This is a genomic window from Serratia grimesii NBRC 13537, from assembly GCF_001590905.1.
GTDB lineage: Bacteria > Pseudomonadota > Gammaproteobacteria > Enterobacterales > Enterobacteriaceae > Serratia > Serratia grimesii.
The window spans coordinates 248642-266373 of record NZ_BCTT01000005.1 but is presented as its reverse complement, the minus strand read 5'-3'; the positions used below and the strand labels follow the sequence as shown (position 1 = coordinate 266373).

The 17732-nt window shown below is 45.4% G+C and carries 15 protein-coding genes and 1 pseudogene; 7 read left to right on the top strand and 9 right to left on the bottom strand.

What is annotated here, in order from left to right:
* Positions 1–122 precede the first annotated feature (122 nt).
* The 3 genes from SGR01S_RS06045 to SGR01S_RS06035 all read right to left on the bottom strand — a co-directional run bounded on the left by SGR01S_RS06045 (position 123) and on the right by SGR01S_RS06035 (position 4501).
* Entirely contained in the window at positions 123–1127 is a 1005-nt protein-coding gene (locus SGR01S_RS06045) for a BamA/TamA family outer membrane protein (RefSeq protein ID WP_255212217.1), read from the bottom strand.
* Positions 1124–2737 (bottom strand): mechanosensitive ion channel family protein, encoded by a 1614-nt coding sequence (locus tag SGR01S_RS06040; RefSeq protein WP_115185146.1) that lies wholly within the window; start codon positions 2735–2737, stop codon positions 1124–1126. The genes SGR01S_RS06045 and SGR01S_RS06040 overlap by 4 nt, the downstream gene beginning before the upstream one ends.
* Before the next feature lie 219 nt (positions 2738–2956).
* Positions 2957–4501, bottom strand: a complete 1545-nt coding sequence (locus SGR01S_RS06035; protein ID WP_061806854.1) for a glycosyltransferase family 39 protein — start codon at positions 4499–4501, stop codon at positions 2957–2959.
* Between the two features lie 302 nt (positions 4502–4803).
* Here SGR01S_RS06035 and SGR01S_RS06030 point away from each other — a divergent pair, with 302 nt between their 5' ends.
* Positions 4804–5493: a VIT1/CCC1 transporter family protein gene (locus SGR01S_RS06030; protein WP_037417926.1), complete on the top strand. Its 690-nt coding sequence runs from the start codon at positions 4804–4806 to the stop codon at positions 5491–5493.
* 30 nt (positions 5494–5523) lie between these two features.
* Here the strand turns inward: SGR01S_RS06030 and SGR01S_RS06025 are convergent, their stop codons facing one another.
* On the bottom strand, positions 5524–6105 hold the full coding sequence (locus SGR01S_RS06025) for a hypothetical protein (protein WP_061806853.1): 582 nt from the start codon (positions 6103–6105) through the stop codon (positions 5524–5526).
* A gap of 192 nt (positions 6106–6297) precedes the next feature.
* On the opposite strand from SGR01S_RS06025, the pseudogene SGR01S_RS24640 reads away from it, so the two are divergent.
* From SGR01S_RS24640 to SGR01S_RS23635, 6 genes and pseudogenes are all read left to right on the top strand, one after another.
* Positions 6298–6417, top strand: a pseudogene (locus SGR01S_RS24640) (integrase); the annotation flags it as partial.
* Between the two features lie 248 nt (positions 6418–6665).
* Positions 6666–7973, top strand: coding sequence for a tyrosine-type recombinase/integrase (locus SGR01S_RS06020; RefSeq protein WP_061806852.1), 1308 nt, complete (start codon positions 6666–6668; stop codon positions 7971–7973).
* Between the two features lie 122 nt (positions 7974–8095).
* The gene (locus SGR01S_RS24145; protein WP_147284269.1) at positions 8096–8530 is read left to right on the top strand and encodes a hypothetical protein; all 435 of its coding nucleotides are present in this window, start codon (positions 8096–8098) and stop codon (positions 8528–8530) included.
* Positions 8527–8748, top strand: coding sequence for a helix-turn-helix transcriptional regulator (locus SGR01S_RS23640; protein ID WP_073963414.1), 222 nt, complete (start codon positions 8527–8529; stop codon positions 8746–8748). The genes SGR01S_RS24145 and SGR01S_RS23640 overlap by 4 nt, the downstream gene beginning before the upstream one ends.
* 135 nt (positions 8749–8883) lie before the next feature.
* A complete protein-coding gene (locus SGR01S_RS06015; protein WP_061806851.1) occupies positions 8884–9648 on the top strand; it encodes a YagM family protein in 765 nt (254 codons plus the stop codon).
* Between the two features lie 453 nt (positions 9649–10101).
* Positions 10102–10722, top strand: a complete 621-nt coding sequence (locus SGR01S_RS23635) for an inovirus Gp2 family protein (RefSeq protein ID WP_073963413.1) — start codon at positions 10102–10104, stop codon at positions 10720–10722.
* A gap of 57 nt (positions 10723–10779) precedes the next feature.
* On the opposite strand, the gene SGR01S_RS06005 is transcribed toward SGR01S_RS23635, so the two are convergent.
* The 5 genes from SGR01S_RS06005 to SGR01S_RS05985 all read right to left on the bottom strand — a co-directional run bounded on the left by SGR01S_RS06005 (position 10780) and on the right by SGR01S_RS05985 (position 17566).
* Positions 10780–12474: a hypothetical protein gene (locus SGR01S_RS06005; protein ID WP_073963412.1), complete on the bottom strand. Its 1695-nt coding sequence runs from the start codon at positions 12472–12474 to the stop codon at positions 10780–10782.
* Positions 12475–12558: 84 nt separating this feature from the next.
* Positions 12559–13245 (bottom strand): hypothetical protein, encoded by a 687-nt coding sequence (locus SGR01S_RS06000; protein ID WP_061806848.1) that lies wholly within the window; start codon positions 13243–13245, stop codon positions 12559–12561.
* A gap of 9 nt (positions 13246–13254) precedes the next feature.
* Entirely contained in the window at positions 13255–14697 is a 1443-nt protein-coding gene (locus SGR01S_RS05995; RefSeq protein ID WP_082797605.1) for an ATP-binding protein, read from the bottom strand.
* Between the two features lie 5 nt (positions 14698–14702).
* Positions 14703–17195 carry an Hsp70 family protein gene (locus tag SGR01S_RS05990; RefSeq protein ID WP_061806846.1) on the bottom strand — a complete coding sequence of 831 codons (2493 nt, stop codon included), beginning with the start codon at positions 17193–17195 and terminating at the stop codon, positions 14703–14705.
* Positions 17192–17566 (bottom strand): hypothetical protein, encoded by a 375-nt coding sequence (locus tag SGR01S_RS05985; RefSeq protein WP_061806845.1) that lies wholly within the window; start codon positions 17564–17566, stop codon positions 17192–17194. The genes SGR01S_RS05990 and SGR01S_RS05985 overlap by 4 nt, the downstream gene beginning before the upstream one ends.
* Positions 17567–17732: the final 166 nt, after the last annotated feature.

Here is a 17732-nt window from a genome sequence, read left to right as displayed (position 1 = left end):
AACCCACATTGAAATAAACGGCCTGCTCATTGTCACTAAAAGCGACATCAATGCCGGTATGAAGCCCGAATTTGCGGGCGATCAGATAACGGAAGCCACTCCCCCACGCTACCTGTGTTTTTTCAAAAAGATCGCCCCGCTCCCGACTTGCTCCCCGCACCAACGAATCCTTGCAGGATCCAACGTGGGGCAACCTGCCACTCGACTTGTGTCTGTACGGTGCCAACATAATCCCCCTGAAAGCGATAACGGGAGATCCCGCGTAAATCGATATACGGACGTGCCATCGGCGGTAAATGGTTATCGGCGTTTGAAAGCGACTGATAATTTCCGGCAACAACAAGTGTTAAAGATGTGTTCAGCGGGTAAAAATACTGCCCATCGACAGTCAGCAAGTCATAGCGATAATCACCGCCTAAAAAATGGGTGTAAAACTGGTATTCGGCAGTAAGTGACACCCCATTTTGCGGATAGAAAAAGTTGTCTGTGGTGTCGTACTCCACCACCAGCCCCGTGCCTGATGTCGAACTAGACTCACCCAATACACGCTGTAGAGCATGGTTGATTAACGGTTGATCCGCTGAAATATCCATATTGGCGTAAAACTGCGACGCCCCGAGAAATAAAGGACTGTCCCCCACTCTGAACAGCAGCTTTTGTGTCCCGCCATAACCCTTTGTGCGAGTGTTAACCCCCTTACCATCGCCAAAACCCTCTACATCGCCGGTATAAATATTTAGGTTGATATCTGCGTAACCCAGCGCGACAAGATAACGAATGTGATCATCATTCCAGGTATGACGGTGTCCTCCGCCTACGAACCAGGTGCCGTTTTGCGTTGCACCACCGCCGAATAATGTCATGGCTGGGGGAATAAAATGTCCTTCAGGTGAAGGACGATGGGCGGCGGAATCATGTAAAAAAAGACCGAATAAACCGGCACCGTAACCCACTGCAGGTTCGGTAATCACCATAGGGACGGGTAAAAATCCGTAGCGGTTATCGCTCAGATAATCGCCCATATCCAGCATGCCATCGTCAGCATCAATAAACCCGGTAGCACCGGTATTGAACGGTTGCATCACCACTATGCTTATTGCACACAGCCAGATGTGTACCTTGCTCATACCTGCTTATCCGGAGAGATCGCTGGGGCTGCAAACCAGTTTTCACTGGCTACCATTACGGCATTCTCCGGTTGGTTTACAAAATTCGGTGACATGATTTGTACGTTGAATTCGTTAAACACGTCCTGAATGTGGCTATGCAGTCGACTCTTCACCCCTGCCAACGACTCCCCCGGTAATAACCTGACCTGAAGTTCATAGGCGATGTACCAATCCATCAAACTCAATTGACGTACCAGCGGAGGAGACTGATGATCAACACCTTCGGTGCGACTTGCTGCCAGCTCCAGCATGGCATGAACCTGGCGCCAGGGGGTGTCGTAGCCGATAGTGATGCTGGTCGTCAGATTCACACCACCACCAGGGTTCTGCGCGCTGAGATTGGTGATTTTTCCGCTGACGACCACGGCATTAGGGACAGTCACAATATAGTTTTCACGTGTGATTATTTTAGTCGCTAACATACCGACTTCACTCACCTGCCCTTCATTGTCGGCGATACGAATCACATCTCCTTTTCGCAGCGCACGGGAGTAAATCAAGACCAACCCACTCATCGCGTGATTCATTACACCTGCCGAGCCTAAGGTCAGCATCAGCCCAAAGAAAATACTGATCCCTTTAAAAGCCAGTGAGTTAGCACCAGGTAAAAAAGGATAAGCTGCCGACAAAGCAAACAACCAGACCATGACCGAAATCAGCTTACGCGTCGCCCCTACGGTTTCCCTGTGTAATCCGGGAATCTCCAGTTGTCCGTTTTCAACACGTTTTAAAAGTACCTTCAATAACTTAAGGATAAAGGCAGTGATGAGGAAAATAATTAGAACAATCGCGAGCCCTGGAAATGCTGAGATAACTGACAGCGAGATTTTCTGTAAAACATCCACCGACCAGTTACCCAATGATTCCCCCCAAATGCGGGTCCAAGGAAATTGGCGAAACAGCCAGCTTAACCAGAAGTAAAAAGCGGTAATCCCCAACAGAAACATTAATAACGCGTAAAACCTAACTTCGAATGCCCCGAGAAATTCTCGCCAGCTATGCGGTATCCATCCACGCTTAAGCAGCACTTTCTCCGCGTAATATTTTTTGACCCGTTGCCAGGATTTGAATGCGACGTAGTACAGCAAGCCAAGTAAGAATGTTGCTGCCACGGCTTTCAGCGTTGCAATGGCCAGATAGCTCGACGCGTATTGGTCCTTGAGAGATGAACGTTGGGCATCAAACCGTGCCAACACACGTTCCGTGGCTTGGTCGAGTGTAAGATCATCGCCCTCATCCAGATCGCCCTGGGCCAGCAGCATCAGTGGTTTGTCGTTGATGGTCAACAAGCGCCCTTGCTGCCCATATCGCTGAACAGCTATCACTTTAATGGGGTGTTTTATATCCTCTTCCGTTAACGAGCGCAGCGTATTGCGAATACGCAGCACCCGCTCCTCCGGCGTGGTCAGGCCAAATTTCGCCTGTAGCATAACAATGGGCTGGTGAAAAATATAAACGGTGCGGGCTTGTTCTTGAACAGAGGCTAACTGTCGCGGTTCTGCCGCAGCCAATTGAAATGATGAAAATAAAGATGCCCATGCCAGAAGCCATATCAGAGACCTAATCATAAGCATCACCCGAAATTTAGGAATTTTATTTTATTATTCAAGCGCACGCATAAAACGGGCTTGGAAATACTTCCGTTTTGAGCATAGACCAGCCTTAGGCATATTCAAGGTGGGTGTGGACGAAAATAGAGGACAAATGATGAATGGCTGTTGGGGATCTCATTTTTACGTGATAGCCCACTTTAATTGACGGGGTCAAGGGGGGAATCCCCCCCTTTCTTATTTTACGGGACGAACAACGAACAACCGTGACTCGAATCCACCACTTTTAAACGTATTGGTATTAACCCAACCTGGTTGAGAGCGGCCAAAATCCTGATTGAAATCACCACCGCTGACCAACCAAACCCGTCGATGGGTCGCAGAAAGAGACTTGAGATTATCGACGTAGGTTTGTGCCGCCCGATCATGGAAAAAGGTACCAAACCCGTAGGCATTGGGCTTACCGGAAATGCCATTAGGTTTCGGCGGTGTATACAACAGAGCACGATACGTTTTCTTGTTGTAATACACATAGCTCAAGTAATTAAACATATTACTCACAACCACAACATCATCAGGCTGATAATGGCTGTTGATATAATGCACCATTCCCTTAAATTCATCTTTATCTGATGAGTAATCATGACGCAACCCACTGCCAAACAGCAGGCTAAAAAATAGCAACAACGAGACTCCACGAACCTTGCTTTTACTTTCTGAAATCATGACCGCCAAAATAATCGGAATACCTAGTGCCGCAAAAAATAAATAGCGGTCAACAAACAGCGGCGTCCGCCAGGAAATCGTAAAGACCAAAATAACGGGGATAAATACGCCACAGAACACCAACAGCTTAAACTTGCTTGCCACTCCGCGTTGCAACATCAGCAGGCAAGATAACCCGATAAAAAGCGCCGGCAATAACCAGAAAATACCCCAGAAATAGTTTCGGCCATCGTCTCCGATGAAAAAACGCCAAAACATGGCGGGCAGATCACTCAATAATACGTTTGGGATCCAACCTACGTCCCCACCAACTCTCAGCTCGGCAATATGCGCCAACAAATTGAACAGCACTAACAACCACGGGATATAGGCCAACCCTATCGTCAGATTGGTCAACCACCACACCGGTTGTTTGAGATAATTCACCGGCTCGTCACGCCGGAACGACAATACCAGCAAGACGGTCCAATGGCTGAATAAGGCAAAAATAGTGAAGTAGTGAGTATAAAAACTCAGCGTCATCAACAGCGCATAGACGAATAAATAGCGGCGGTTGTCCGGTGTTTTCAGCCACATTACCAACGCCATGGTGGCTGCAATCGTCAACATCCCCATCAGTGCATACATCCGTGCTTCCTGGCTGTAGCGCACCGCCATCGGCATGATTGCCACTAACCAGCCGGCCAGCAGCGCTGCCCGTTTGCCGGCAACCCAGCGGGTCAGTTTGATCGTCAACGCGACCGTAATGACGCCAAACACTAAACTGAGCGAACGGACCGCCAAGATGCTGTCACCAAACAGGGCCATCCAAGCGTGCAGTAACAGATAATAAAGCGGAGGATGAACGTCAAAAGAAGCATGGTACAACAATGCAGCCACGTCATAGCGACTGGTCAGAACGCTGGATGCCTCGTCACACCAAAAATATTTGTCGGTTAAAGAAATAAACCGAATTACGGCTGCGAATATGACGATCAGATACGCATAATATCTATAGCCGATGCCCTTCACCCTATTGCTCGTCATGGGAGTATTTGATATTTGTTGCAGTGACATAGCCGCATTCCGCCGGGTTGTTCCACACAATGTGGAGACGCGGTGTCATCATTGCCGAGAACAGGTAAATGGCGACTCAATCATCGCGAAAAAGTCCGTGAATTTTTGCCGGAAAAACCACATTATTTGACACTCCGCCCATGAACTCCGTGTTCCCCCCACAGATACCCGGTCCAAGACAGAACATACTCACGCATTTTCCTGCCAGCAGCCGTCCCAAAAGCCGTACCACGCTAAACTAAAGAGGCTTGAACACAACATGCTGACAGACAGCCATAAACGCTATTAAAGGGAGTGCCCTCATGCACAGAGAACGACACAGCATAGAGAAGATAGGTTGGCTCAGAGCCGCAGTCCTTGGTGCTAATGATGGGATCGTGTCTACTGCAAGTTTGCTGCTGGGGGTAGCATCGGCCAACGTCACTCACCAAAGTATTTTGCTAACCGGCATTGCCGGTTTGGTCGCGGGAGCGATGTCGATGGCGACCGGCGAATATGTCTCCGTATCTTCTCAGGCCGATACAGAAAAAGCGGCGCTAGCGGAAGAACAAGCAGAGCTGGATGCTGACTACCCAGGTGAACACCGTGAGTTAACAGCAATTTATGTCCATCGAGGCCTGGACGTTACGCTGGCAAAACAAGTGGCTGAAAAACTGATGCGCCATGACGCTTTAGCAGCACATGCGCGTGAAGAGCTAGGCATATCAGAAATCACCACTGCCCGCCCCTTACAGGCGGCTTTGGCCTCTGCTGCGAGTTTCTCGACGGGGGCCATCTTGCCTTTACTGGTCGCCATGATTGTCACTGGCGCGTGGGCGATCCCAGCCATTGCTCTTTCTGCATTGATATCTCTGGCCATCCTGGGTGGTGTTGCCGCTAAAGCAGGGGGTGCCCCGATACGTCCCGGTATGGTTCGCATTACGTTCTGGAGCGCCCTGGCGATGGCGATGTCATCGGGCGTTGGTGCGCTTTTTGGTTCGATGGCCGGTTGAGGTCGGCGCCCCTGTGAGCCCCTATTCTGGTTATAAAATAATGACACACACTACCGGTAATGCATTCAAAATAATTCCCCAGGTAATACTGGAACGTAAAATAGTCTCGGCTGCTATTGCAGGCGCTATTTTATCCGTTAGTCCTTCAGTCTTTAAATAATCAGACAAACGTCCGAGGTTGCCATTAAATTCCTTCATCAGTGACTTTAACGCCTTTGGCAACAATGCCACCAGCGAAGGAATTTCAACGGGTTTAAACCCACACAAGAACTCGACCAATTCGCCGTAGCGAAGACCACTAAAGATATTCTTCAGTAGAGAGTTATCCAACTTCGGGGCCAGCTGGCGTTGAATATCCGATTCAAGCAAACACCAAAATGCCCTTGCTGCGTGACCTTTTCCCATCTCGTTCAAGGTCGCTAAAATATCCTTTACGGGTAATTCCTGAGTGGTCTGCCGTATTGCATTTTGGTTAGCCAACCATACCGGACCACAGCATTTTCCGACGTAGGGTGGATAACCAAGGATATCCTTAACTAATTCAAAGTTATTGCTCAACAACGCCCCCAACTCTTGGCGGCTTGCTGTTTCCATTCTGGCTTTAAATACCATGACACTCTCGGCTCAGTCCCTGTAGGTGCGCAGAACCATATCAATACAAACGTATTGAAAAAAGACACTTTGCCAATATTTACAAAGCTGCATCGTGCTCCATCAGGGCATCTACTAACACCGGATCATCATCATGTCATTTGGATATAACAACTTGGTACGCCAGGCAAAGCTCAGTCGCTAATTTTCGGATACGCGCATCCGGCCCCTAACCATCTAACCGAGCAGGCACGAAAAATTGACGCCATATTAGGCGTGAGCGACGCAAATACGACACAAGAGGGAAATCAAGCAGGATGGGGAATTGCGTAAGCGATTGAATCGAAATGGTACGCCCTACAGGGCTCGAACCTGTGACCTACGGCTTAGAAGTGCGAAGGTTATATGCTTTTAAGCCTCTAAATAATCACCTAAAAATAAATAAATTTCTTTATAAACATGATAATAACTGAAATGTCGTGTTGATGTAAAATGATCGATGTTGATGCTTATAGCTCTAATTTACTTACACCAGCCGTTACATTAGAATTCGGTGTAAGTATTCTTTCAGGAGGCAACAAATGGCGCTTGCCAGACAAAAACTCACCTTTGAACGGTTGCGTAAATTCGAGCTGACTGACGGAAAATCACAAGAGTTTCTTTGGGATTCAGACGTAACAATGCTGGCTTGCCGTGCAACTAAAGGGACAAAAGCATTTATCTTCCAGAGTGTGTTTCTTGGTAAAACTCTGCGTATGACGATTGGCAAGATTAGTGACTGGAAAATTGATGATGCCCGTAGTGAAGCACGGCGACTTCAGACGCTTATAGATACAGGGATAGATCCCAGAATTGCTAAGGCCGAGAAAATTGCTGCCGTAGAATCACAGCAGGCTGAATCACGCAGAGGGAAAGTTATGTTCTCTGCCGCATGGGAAGAATACCTCAAGGAATTGAAAACTGGCATCAGTGCTAAAACTAAACGCCCTTATTCTCCGCGCTACCTCGCAGACCATATCAGGCTTTCAGATCGTGGTGGAAATGCCAGGAAGATAGGTGATGGTTTAACTATTGCCGCGCCGTTAGCATTTTTCCTTGATTTACCACTATCTGAAATATCTCCGGTGCTCATTACTGAGTGGCTAACAAGAGAAAGGCAGACACGCCCAACCGTTACGGCCAATGCTTACCGTGTGCTTCGTACATTCTTAAAGTGGGTAAATGACCATAAGCTGTATCAAGGCATTATTCCCTCCGACATCACACAAGATCGCAATGTCAGAAAAATGGTTCCGGTTTCAGCCAGCAAGGCCGATGACTGTCTTCAAAAGGAACAGCTGGAAGGTTGGTTCGCAGAAGTAAAGCGGCTAAGCAATCCGGTGATCTCAACTTATCTTCAAGTTCTTTTGCTTACAGGTGCAAGGCGTGAGGAAATCGCATCCCTTAGCTGGTCCGATATTGATTTCAAATGGTCCAGTATGCGTATTAAAGATAAGGTCGAAGGTGAACGAACAATTCCACTGACACCATATGTCTCGGCTATTTTGTCTGAACTTGCTAAGTTTTCGAATGTTGACACTAGTACTGACAGCTGGGTTTTCTGTAGTGACAGTAAGAGCGGCAGAATTGTCGAGCCAAGAAAGGCACATAATCGAGCATTAAGTCAGGCGAACCTGCCACATATCAGCCTTCATGGTTTACGTCGTAGCTTCGGTACTCTGGCCGAATGGGTCGAAGTACCAACAGGAATTGTTGCTCAGATAATGGGACATAAACCTAGTGCTTTAGCGGAGAAACACTATCGCCGCCGCCCATTAGATTTATTAAGGAAATGGCATGAAAAAATTGAGAGGTGGATCTTACAGCAAGCAAATATTGCAAAAAAATAACCGTTGATATGTGTTGATTTCATTTAATATCAATAGATTACAGAACTACACCTATTGTTGACATAAGTATATTTTAAGGTTTAAATTCCATCGTCCACTTTTAAATCAGGAGATAAATCATTATGTCTAGTTCTTTGATGTGTTCTGTGCAAACTAGCTCAAAGGCTATCAGAACACGATGGGGTATTCATTCGAGTAAGTCGCAACAAAGCTGTGCTGAGTCCGAATTTCGGGGACAAAAGTTGCACGTGAGGATTCAAGCTGCCCTTGAATACCTCAATGGAAAAGGCTCCTTGTACAAAAAAAATAATCGTAATACGGTACTGGGTAATTTTATTGCACGTATCATTCCGTACAAAAATCAGGCTCCAAACTCGCAGGGTAGTTCTTCAAAATCAGTTAAAAGTACCTCATCAGGTTCAAGTGATGGTAGTGACCCCGATCCTGAAGCTTATTCATTCCTCTTTTCTTCGTATTATGCTTGGTCTTTGTTTTCCCTTTTAATTTCATTCCCCTTTGTATATGCCTGCATCTCAATCATTGGGGTGGTAGCATGAGCATATATGAGCAATCTAAAACACCTCTATCTGAACTTGTTTCCACAAGTGAGTTAGCACATCTACTAAATCTTAAAGCCCAAACAATTAGAAAATGGCTTTGCCAAGACAAACTGCCTAATGGTTTACCGCGCCCAAAGAAAATTAACAGCCGACATTATTGGTTACGCAAAGACATTGATAGATTCCTATTAACCTTCTCAGCATATTGTAACTAACATAGGCCTCAGAGTAATAACTCACCAGCTATTCTAAAGAATAGCTGGCTTAATTAACATAAACAATCCATTAATAGCATAGAATAAATCATCACTGTTTATCACATTTTACATTAACGAAATTCAAGGATACATATGAAAAAACGCATCACTTTCAGCGCAAACAAAAAATCTACTATTGATGCAATTGATGACTATAGCCATGCAAAAGGATACTCCAGATCAGAAGTGATATCATTTTTGTTAAACGCTACTGCCCCAGTATTAAATAAAATAACATCGCAATATCATATAGCTCAAACTTTAGAGTCAACATTAGGCTGTATTTTTGAAGAGAAGGAATCCTTAACATCACGGAGTGAGCCGAAATTAACCTATGAAGAGTTTTTTTACTCTGTATGGAACACTCATATTCGACACAGGAACGAAGTTATCGATCAGGATTTTTATGCACACAAAATACCTCATGATAAGATGGGGAAGAGTGAAAAAAAATTAATTCATGAAAAGCTCTCATGCATTATAAAAAGTTTTCATGTGAAAAAAGCAATTTTTATTTACACAGATCGACGCGTGAATCACAAGCATCTTATTGCAGGAGGGTTATCGAATATCATTCTGATAAAAGAAACAGTTTATGATGATTATTTTTTTGATTTTAGCAGTATTGTGATTATGCCAACCTTTGAACTTATTACATTTGGAGTTGAAGCAGTGTTGAAACGAAATAAAATCCACCCTGAACAATCATGCTATTGCTGGATACCAATTTATTACACAAATGATCTAGCGGTAATGGTTCCGGTCATTGCCGAAGGCGATGCACCTCAAAAGGCGATAAAAGGAAGAGACGCCATCATCATTAACCCCTTTAACGGTGAAGTTAACCATACATTCTGATACCAATATTAAGCATAACCACTTAGTTTGCATACATCTCACCAGTCTGGAGTTGGTGTCCAATAGCTAGAGGAGGACAAAGATGCCTACTAACAATACAAACTCAAAGAAAATGCAGGGAAGACCTGAAGGAAGTAAATATTTCCCTCTAATTCAGAATGAGAAGGCTAAGCATTATTCTCAATCCAAGGTGGCAAGGATCTTAGGAATAAGCATTTCCACGGTAAAAAGACACTGGGATAATGGTATCTTTGGGTGATTATAATTGCAGAGTTACTTTTTAAGTTTTTTACTGCATGGATGTTGGCTTGATAACAAGTTCAATTGTTGGAAAGGTATTATATAGCAATGATTACTATCAACAGTTAATTAACTACAGACATTCATCTGTGTCTTATCATATTACTCTATACGGCTTTAGAAAACCGTAGAGTTAACTACAAGGGTATACATATGGAATTATATCATGGTTCCCATGGTGAGCATGTGCTCGCCTATAGAAAGCATATTGAGCGAGTCGTTAATGATGCTGTCAGTGAATTCCCTAGAACAATGGCATTACGTGTTGATGCCCATTACCCCCCTATTTTAGATAGAGGTGATACGGTTTGCTGCTTTCCTAATCTGGAGCCTGGCGCGATATCACGTTTCCGAAATGCGTTAAATGCCATACTGGAGGCCAATGAGAAAGCTAGAGCAGTCCCCGGTAAAAGAATATATCCAAACCGTGTTCGTCATGTTTGGGTGCGGGAGTTTTCTGATGAGGGTAAATGTCACTTTCATCTTGGTCTTTTTTTTAATAAAGATGCCTATTATCACTTGGGAGATTATGAAACTGAAAGTAATCTACGAATGATGATTGCAAGGGCATGGTACAGTGCACTGGGGTTGGAACTGGATGATTATCCCGGATTAGTTCATTATCCTGAAAATTGTCGTTATATATTAGATGTCAATGATGTCAGCTTTAAAACGGAATACAACAACCTACTGAATCGTTTAGATTATTTAGCCAAGTTTGATACTAAATTATTTGGCGGTGGAGATCGGAACTTCGGTTGTAGCAGAGGGTGATTTATTTTTTTGAGACAATGGCCTTTCTTATACGAGAAAGGCCCCAACCAGATAACGTTAATCTTTCAAATAGTCACTAAGATTTCTAACACCTTTCTTGAATGCACCTCTGATTATCATTTCTATAATATGAGTATTCCAATCATTGATGTATGAAGCGGAGCTGTAGGTTTTTTTGTCATGTTTTGAGCTAATAATGAATTCACCATTACTGCTTGAAACAACAACATCGAACCATCCCACACGAACTCTCTCTGTCGAGCCAAAGAATTTATGTTTTAGCAACGTAACACCAGCATCATCTATGATAAAGCTACCGATGGTAATTTTTTCTCCATCATCGAGATTCTTTAGCATATTGATGATTAATCTTATGCCCACAGCACGCCACAGAGCGTTCTGGAATCCATTAAACACCTTCTCATCTTTAAGTGTAATAACGGCTCCACCTGAATTATTCAGACCATACGCGGAGGACAAGGAGTTGGTAAAACCAATGGTGTAGGTTGTACCCGTTGGCACCCCATTCACCGAGTTACGAACTGCACCCCAGCGCAGAGCGTTGATATCTTCCAATGAATAATGTCGTCCATCCCAGTCAATTCCTGACGGTGAAATAGAAAGTTTATCTTTGAAAACTCGTCCAACTACTGCGCTGAAGGTAATGGATTCATTCCATTCATCATTTTTCTTTTGCTCTTCAACTCGCTCGATATGGAACTCTGCGAGTGCAGCTTCGTCTTCTTTCACTTTCTCAATAAATTGAGGCAGTTCAGAGAATACTTCACGTTCAATTTCTGTCAGGCGCGTAGCTGCATTGAGCATGTCATGCTGATTGTACAATTCGAGTGAGAGGTTACGCAGTGACCAGGCGAGTTGGACGCTTTTCTCGTGATCGATTCCACGTGCTTTAGAGCCAAGCTGGATAGGTCGAGTGAACCTGTCCCAATTTTTAGTCAGTTTTTCCAACGCATTGAGTAACGGTAAAACTGACTCTTCGCCATCCGGGATTTGTTCACGAATCGTCGAGATAACTCGTTGTATATTGGCATCTTCTTTATCAAGTACCGACTGAATTTCTATATCATAAGCATCAAGTAGTTCATTTATCAGCTCTGGCGCAGCCACATGTCCTTCTGCGGTTGCGTAACGGACTGTAATTGCCAGTGTCTCAAGTAAGGTTTCTGACGGCAGACGATTCAGGGCATCTTTAACGACACCATTGTAAATTCGCTTGCGCTCGTAGAACTCTGTCTCAATAAGTTCGCCACTCATGACGCTTGTGAACCCGGACCAGACGCGATCATCATTGATCTGTTCTGTTATCTGTTCCAAATCGCATTCATCGACTTGTGTCGCAAACTCAAGAATAAACTCTGCCAGGTAGTCAGCCGCGTATTCACATGAAACCGCGTCAAAAGCGGCGGCCATCAAATTACAGTGCGCAAGCGAAGGGAGATTTCTTTCTCTCCGAACTGACATAGTATTTACCAGTAAATTGTCCAGTAAACGATTTGCGCGGTCGGGCGAAACGCCAGGTAGCCAGGCCATTTCTGCTGCCACACGATTTTTCGGATTCGTCAGCATGCTTCGGGCTCGTTGGCACTCATCAGCATCATGTAGTAAAGATTGCTGCTCAGCTTGCTCAACAATAGTTCTTCGATCATTTCTCACCGTGACCCCTAACACTGCAAACGGGTTGCTATGCAAGGATGACGTAGTTAAAGACGCCTCATCTGGTGTAAAAGACATTGCAGTTTTTCCTAAATTGACGCCACAAAAGGCGGTTAAAGCCGTTTCATTGTTAGGTATTACGGTGTATTGCCATTGGTTGTATTAGAATCTGGCACGTCCTTCATTTTGATATTCATACTGCCTTTGTTGCACGTCGCGATTGGCATTATCATAATCGTTTTGATGGTAGCGATAGCTCGAACAACGCGCATTGTAGTCGGCAATATATTCATTAAAGAGTTTTGTGTCGGCGTTACTTTGAGGATTGAGTGCCCCCCTGGCCGCATCAAGGCGGATACCCTCCGCAAGGCAGTATCGTATTTGCGCGCGACTTAGGACCAGGTTTGTCCCTACAGGTGGCACCTGGTCAATCGGTGAAGTTTCGGGCTCGGGGGCTGAAGAGTTGCTTGCTGTAGACGAGGTGTCGTTAGCGGGTAAGTAAGTCGAAGAATTGTTGGCTGAAGTAGAAGACGGCGGAGCATCATCCGGGCGGTTTGCCAGCCAATAGACTCCCGCAATAACGGCAAGGCCAATGATCCAGTTTCGGCCTTTGTTGTTAGGCTTTTCTGGCGCCGCAGGCTTTTGATACTGAGGTTGCGGCGAAGATGTACTCGGTGAAACTGGGGTTGTGATGACGGCACTGGTAGCTACAGCCGATTGCGGTTTTGAGGTTATTCCTACATTGCAGATTTCCTGCGTTACTATGTCATCTACATCCGACACCATAGAGGCGAGCCCAGCGAAGCCCATTGGGCGCTTATTGTTGTTTTGTTTATGATAGTCCTGCACCTTGTCCCCTTAAATAAATCCGATCCGGTATTGTGAGTCATCTTTATCACTACGTGATGTCGTGGCGTCCAGTGCCGCTTGTAAATATTCCTGCGATACCCTGGATTTCCCCGACCGGACAGCCAGACGAGCACCTTCTCGCACCACAAAGCTGACATCTGAAAGAGGCCGATACGCCATTGCAGAAGCTAAAGCAACTAAATCCAGATCGTCATCTTTTGGCAATTCCGATAGCAGATTTTCCAGCAATGCTTGAACTTCTGATTCGCTGGCGTAATCCACTTTTATTATATGGTCAAAGCGTCCACGCCTTAAAATGGCTGGGTCGATGATATCTATGCGGTTTGTCATCCCCAGAATGAGCACTTGGTGGTTCTGCACTTGCGGTATGCGACGTAAAAACTCAGCCACTTCTTCCACGCGATGCTGGTCACTTCCCCCTCGTCGGTCGGCAAGAAAAGCATCCATTTCATCAATGACAATTACCGCGGGAGCTTGCTCAATTGCTTTATCAAAGATCTCAGCAATTTTTTTGCTGGTATCATGGATATAGGGGCTCGCGACACTCGAGGCATCTATCTGAAAACACGGCCAATCGAGATATTCTACCAGCCGCTCAACCGCATACGTTTTGCCACAACCAGGCGGCCCATGAAGGACCACTGGGGCCGGAAAGACAATCCCCATCATCGCGTACTGTTCGCTATTGCGATATATATCGATGATATGTTCGTTAAAAAAAGTGCTCAGATCTGGTCGTCCTGCGAGTTCAAAAGGGGCTATGTTGTTAGCACGTTGAGCAGCTTTTATACTTCGCTCTTCGCATGGTTTTTCAAGCCCCCATTGTTCCTCATCGCTTTCGCCATTATTTGGTTTAAAAGCGTTCTGTGAAGCCGTTGAATTAAAGCCAGCGGAGCCAATAACATCAGCCAAATGATTCGAGCTCAGCCAAGTCAGCGCCTGCTTTAATTGATCAGTGGCACGAATGGAAATTCTCATCCCGCCAGTCAGCCATTGCCCAAGAACCACGTCGTCCGTGATAAATGCTTCTGAGCTATAAACGGGAAGCAGTCTGCAAAGCTTCTCTACATACAACGCATCATGCAGAGATGATGATGCATCAATGTTTCGCGTCGCTTTAAAGGCTTGAGCAAAAGCCAGTGCTTCAGCTTTACTGTCAGGCGATTTGCTTAGGTTGACGGGACACAAAGCTGAACGTTGAACATCAGGCATTAGATGGAATTGTTGCGAGCCGTACTCGAAACACTGAAATTGTCCCGCTTCAATGATCCCTGTAGAAAGCCAACGATGTTCGAGTGAGTCGAGTACAATCAGTGCCCGACTTCGCTCAACTGTCTCGATAATCTGCCAGCCTTCCCCTTCGAAAAGTGTAAAACGAAGTGTTCTTCCATCGAGTAAACGGAAGCCAACAGGCAGCCAGGGTACAATCACTTTGCTTATCCCCGCAGAATATTCGCACTAGCCATCAACTCGTCTTCGTCACCAGAAATAATCCTGATGGAGTCCAACTGAACCACAACATCTCTGAGTCTCTCAGCATCATTGTTCGCCAGAGCCTGTTCGCCTGCAACACACAGTTGCGCATGCTCATTAGTATCCGGGAAAAGATATTGGTTTTGTGAAAGCCATTTAAAGCGATCAGAAATAAACCAATCCTGCTGCCAAAGAATGCTGAAGTTTTTGTTGCGCAGTTCATTAAGGAAAGCTTCAAAATCAGGATTTTTAGCATCAATTGCGCGCTGAGCGGTTTTCGCCAAGTTATCAAATGATAATGCTTCAGAAGGTCGAGCATATTGACGCAGCACCTCATCAAAAAGTGATACCACTTTACCTAGCTCTAGTTGCCTGATAGTACTCAGATTGTTTTTTCTCGCAATCGCAAGGAGGCGCTTCACCTCTTGAATATCATCCATCGCCTGTTTGGCAGTCTCAGGATCTGTTTCGCCCATCTGAATAGCCTGCGCTTGCTGCAGTTTTTCACGAGCCTGGATTAGCTTTGGATCATCCACATTCGCCTCCATTTCATCAAGACGCTGTTGAATGCTTGCAGCCTGCTCGGTAATTAATTTAGAAGCACTGGAGTAATCTATTTGAGCATCTTGTTGCGAATAGAAGTTGCGCCCACTATGGAACGAGCTACCGATAGAAGGGATTGACACATCAAGGGCGATATTACCGGAATCACGAATTTCATATTCACAAATAAGCTCGGCACCTGCGCCAATCATATCTTCATCAACATCCGATCCTTTGATTTCAAACATACCAATGAAGCGGTTATCGCTGATAGGGTCAGTAATTTCACCTTCCCAAAGTTTAAATTTTAATGAATTTACGCTGCCCGCTCGCAAAGTTTCTTGTGCTTTAAACGAGACGGTTCCTCTCTTCGGTAATTGGTCACCTTCGCGTACCAGATAAACAGGTACCAATGGGCCGCCAGGCTTATCACGGGCTTCAATACTGATGGAATGAGATGCAGGGATAGCATCAATACTAGCTGCGGTTCGTGCGATGATGATTTTGTCTTCTTTAAGGCCCATAGGGCCACCCAATGCATCAAAAACAAAAATCTTAAAAGTATTATCACCAGGCTTAGGCAGATTGAGCTCCACCTGAGCGCCATTCTTCAGAGCCAAGCGCCCGGATGACCAGCCTGTGTCTAGGCTATCAATCTGGAACTCTGCGCCGTCGATTGCAGCACTGTCGAGTTTTGCCACCACTCTAGCGCGAATGTCTGGTGTTCTTGCGATGTAGTTGAAGGTAAGAGCCAAATCCCCGCCAGTGGTTAATGCTCCACGAGAAGTTTTACGCCCACGGCTTTGCGATGCCCAATCAATTGACTCTGCAAAAACAGCCGCACCTTCAGCGACTGCGCTCATTGGGTTAACGTCTGTTGAAGCATTAATACCTAGCTCAAAGGCAACATTATCACGTAGGGGCTTGTACTGCGTCGGGCCACCCACAAATACAATACGTTCAATATCATGAGAACTGAGCTGGGCTTTTTCGATTGTCTCGCGAGCTGACTGAACAGCTTCCGCCACTTTAGGAGCGATGAGGCTATCAAGCAGTGCACGAGTAAAAGGAATATCCACATAGATCTCTTCGCCGGATTCGTCAGTCACCCCAATTTCAGATTCGTTCAGAATAATGACTGTCTCTTCTTTAGACGAAAGCTCGATTTTGGCTTTCTCCGCTGCCCAAAGACCCATTCTGATTAGCGGTTTGTATTTTTTGTTCGTCGAGAAATCCGAGGGTAAATCGAAAGTACTGACAAGCCAGGGCCTTACTACACTATCCAGAATCGAGCGGTCAAAGTCAGTACCACCGCACATCGCCACACCGCCGTGAGCAAGTAAACTAACACGCGAATTAATACTTTCCGCGATAGCGATATCAAGCGTGCCACCACCGAGGTCAAACACTAAAAAGATCCCGTCAGCGGTACGGTGCTTCATGACACACATTACGGCAGCAACAGGCTCCTGCATTAATGCTACATTACCTAAGCCAGCCATTTCGGCCGCTTTTAATGTGGCATCTTTCTGCATCTGATTGAACGCAGCGGGAACAGTAATCACCGTTCCAGCCACCCCGCCATTACGCATCTCTTCAGGAAGATAACCAAAACAAAGCTTGAGAATTTCAGCTGAACATTCTTCAGGTGTCATTGTGAGATCCACTGCGCTTAGTTTAACTGGCGTACTTGTCCCCATGATCCGCTTGAATTTTGTCGCAGCATTATCGGGGTTTTTCGCTGCACTGTCATAGGCTCGTTTCCCGAGATATTTATTACCACGGCGGTCAATAAATATCGCAGAAGGCGTAACATCATTTTGATCTGGACTTTTATAAATTATTGTTTTTTCACCATTATAAGAACAAATTGCGCTATTCGTAGTACCGAGATCGATGCCGATATAATTCATTGCTGTACCTTCTTGAGCATAACTGTGCCTTGCTTCCGCAGCCCGTTTGTTCCCATAATGATGGGTTCAATCATGTGATCGACAACCAGAACATCATCAGGACCAAAATCCCCAATATTAAGGGCAGATGCTGCCATTCCAGAGTCAAAAACCTGTCCTTCTATATTCACAAGCTTAAGTCCCCCCGCCTCAAGATTCTCTTCTAATTTCTTCTGGAAATAGCGGACTTGATTGATGTAGCGAGCGCTCTCACCTGCATCAACTTTATTGATCAAGCGAGTGAACACACGCGCGAAACGCCAGCCCTCGATAACAATATCGATAAGCGATCCTTCGAGCTTTTCAGGATTATTTGCACTTTCAGAAGTCATGACAGCCTCATCGTTCGGTATTAAATCTAAAATAGCTTATGCAACCAGGATGTCTCGTCTTGCCCAAAACGACCTCATCCCAAGCAAAGCATAGATCATTCCCGTTGGATAAAAATTGAGATAAAAAGGTAGATACCCCAAATTTTATACCTTTCAACAAGCTCAC

What these genes read in the sequence shown, in the direction of transcription:
- SGR01S_RS06040 (WP_115185146.1), bottom strand. Translation starts at nt 2,737, where the DNA reads ATGATTAGGTCTCTGATATGGCTTCTGGCATGGGCATCTTTATTTTCA.
- SGR01S_RS06015 (WP_061806851.1), top strand. Translation starts at nt 8,884, where the DNA reads ATGAAAAAACGCATCACTTTCAGCGCAAACAAAAAATCTACTATTGAT.
- SGR01S_RS06030 (WP_037417926.1), top strand. Translation starts at nt 4,804, where the DNA reads ATGCACAGAGAACGACACAGCATAGAGAAGATAGGTTGGCTCAGAGCC.
- SGR01S_RS05985 (WP_061806845.1), bottom strand. Translation starts at nt 17,566, where the DNA reads ATGACTTCTGAAAGTGCAAATAATCCTGAAAAGCTCGAAGGATCGCTT.
- SGR01S_RS23635 (WP_073963413.1), top strand. Translation starts at nt 10,102, where the DNA reads ATGGAATTATATCATGGTTCCCATGGTGAGCATGTGCTCGCCTATAGA.
- SGR01S_RS06025 (WP_061806853.1), bottom strand. Translation starts at nt 6,105, where the DNA reads ATGGTATTTAAAGCCAGAATGGAAACAGCAAGCCGCCAAGAGTTGGGG.
- SGR01S_RS06005 (WP_073963412.1), bottom strand. Translation starts at nt 12,474, where the DNA reads ATGTCTTTTACACCAGATGAGGCGTCTTTAACTACGTCATCCTTGCAT.
- SGR01S_RS05990 (WP_061806846.1), bottom strand. Translation starts at nt 17,195, where the DNA reads ATGAATTATATCGGCATCGATCTCGGTACTACGAATAGCGCAATTTGT.
- SGR01S_RS24145 (WP_147284269.1), top strand. Translation starts at nt 8,096, where the DNA reads ATGTCTAGTTCTTTGATGTGTTCTGTGCAAACTAGCTCAAAGGCTATC.
- SGR01S_RS06020 (WP_061806852.1), top strand. Translation starts at nt 6,666, where the DNA reads ATGGCGCTTGCCAGACAAAAACTCACCTTTGAACGGTTGCGTAAATTC.
- SGR01S_RS06045 (WP_255212217.1), bottom strand. Translation starts at nt 1,127, where the DNA reads ATGAGCAAGGTACACATCTGGCTGTGTGCAATAAGCATAGTGGTGATG.
- SGR01S_RS06035 (WP_061806854.1), bottom strand. Translation starts at nt 4,501, where the DNA reads ATGTCACTGCAACAAATATCAAATACTCCCATGACGAGCAATAGGGTG.
- SGR01S_RS23640 (WP_073963414.1), top strand. Translation starts at nt 8,527, where the DNA reads ATGAGCATATATGAGCAATCTAAAACACCTCTATCTGAACTTGTTTCC.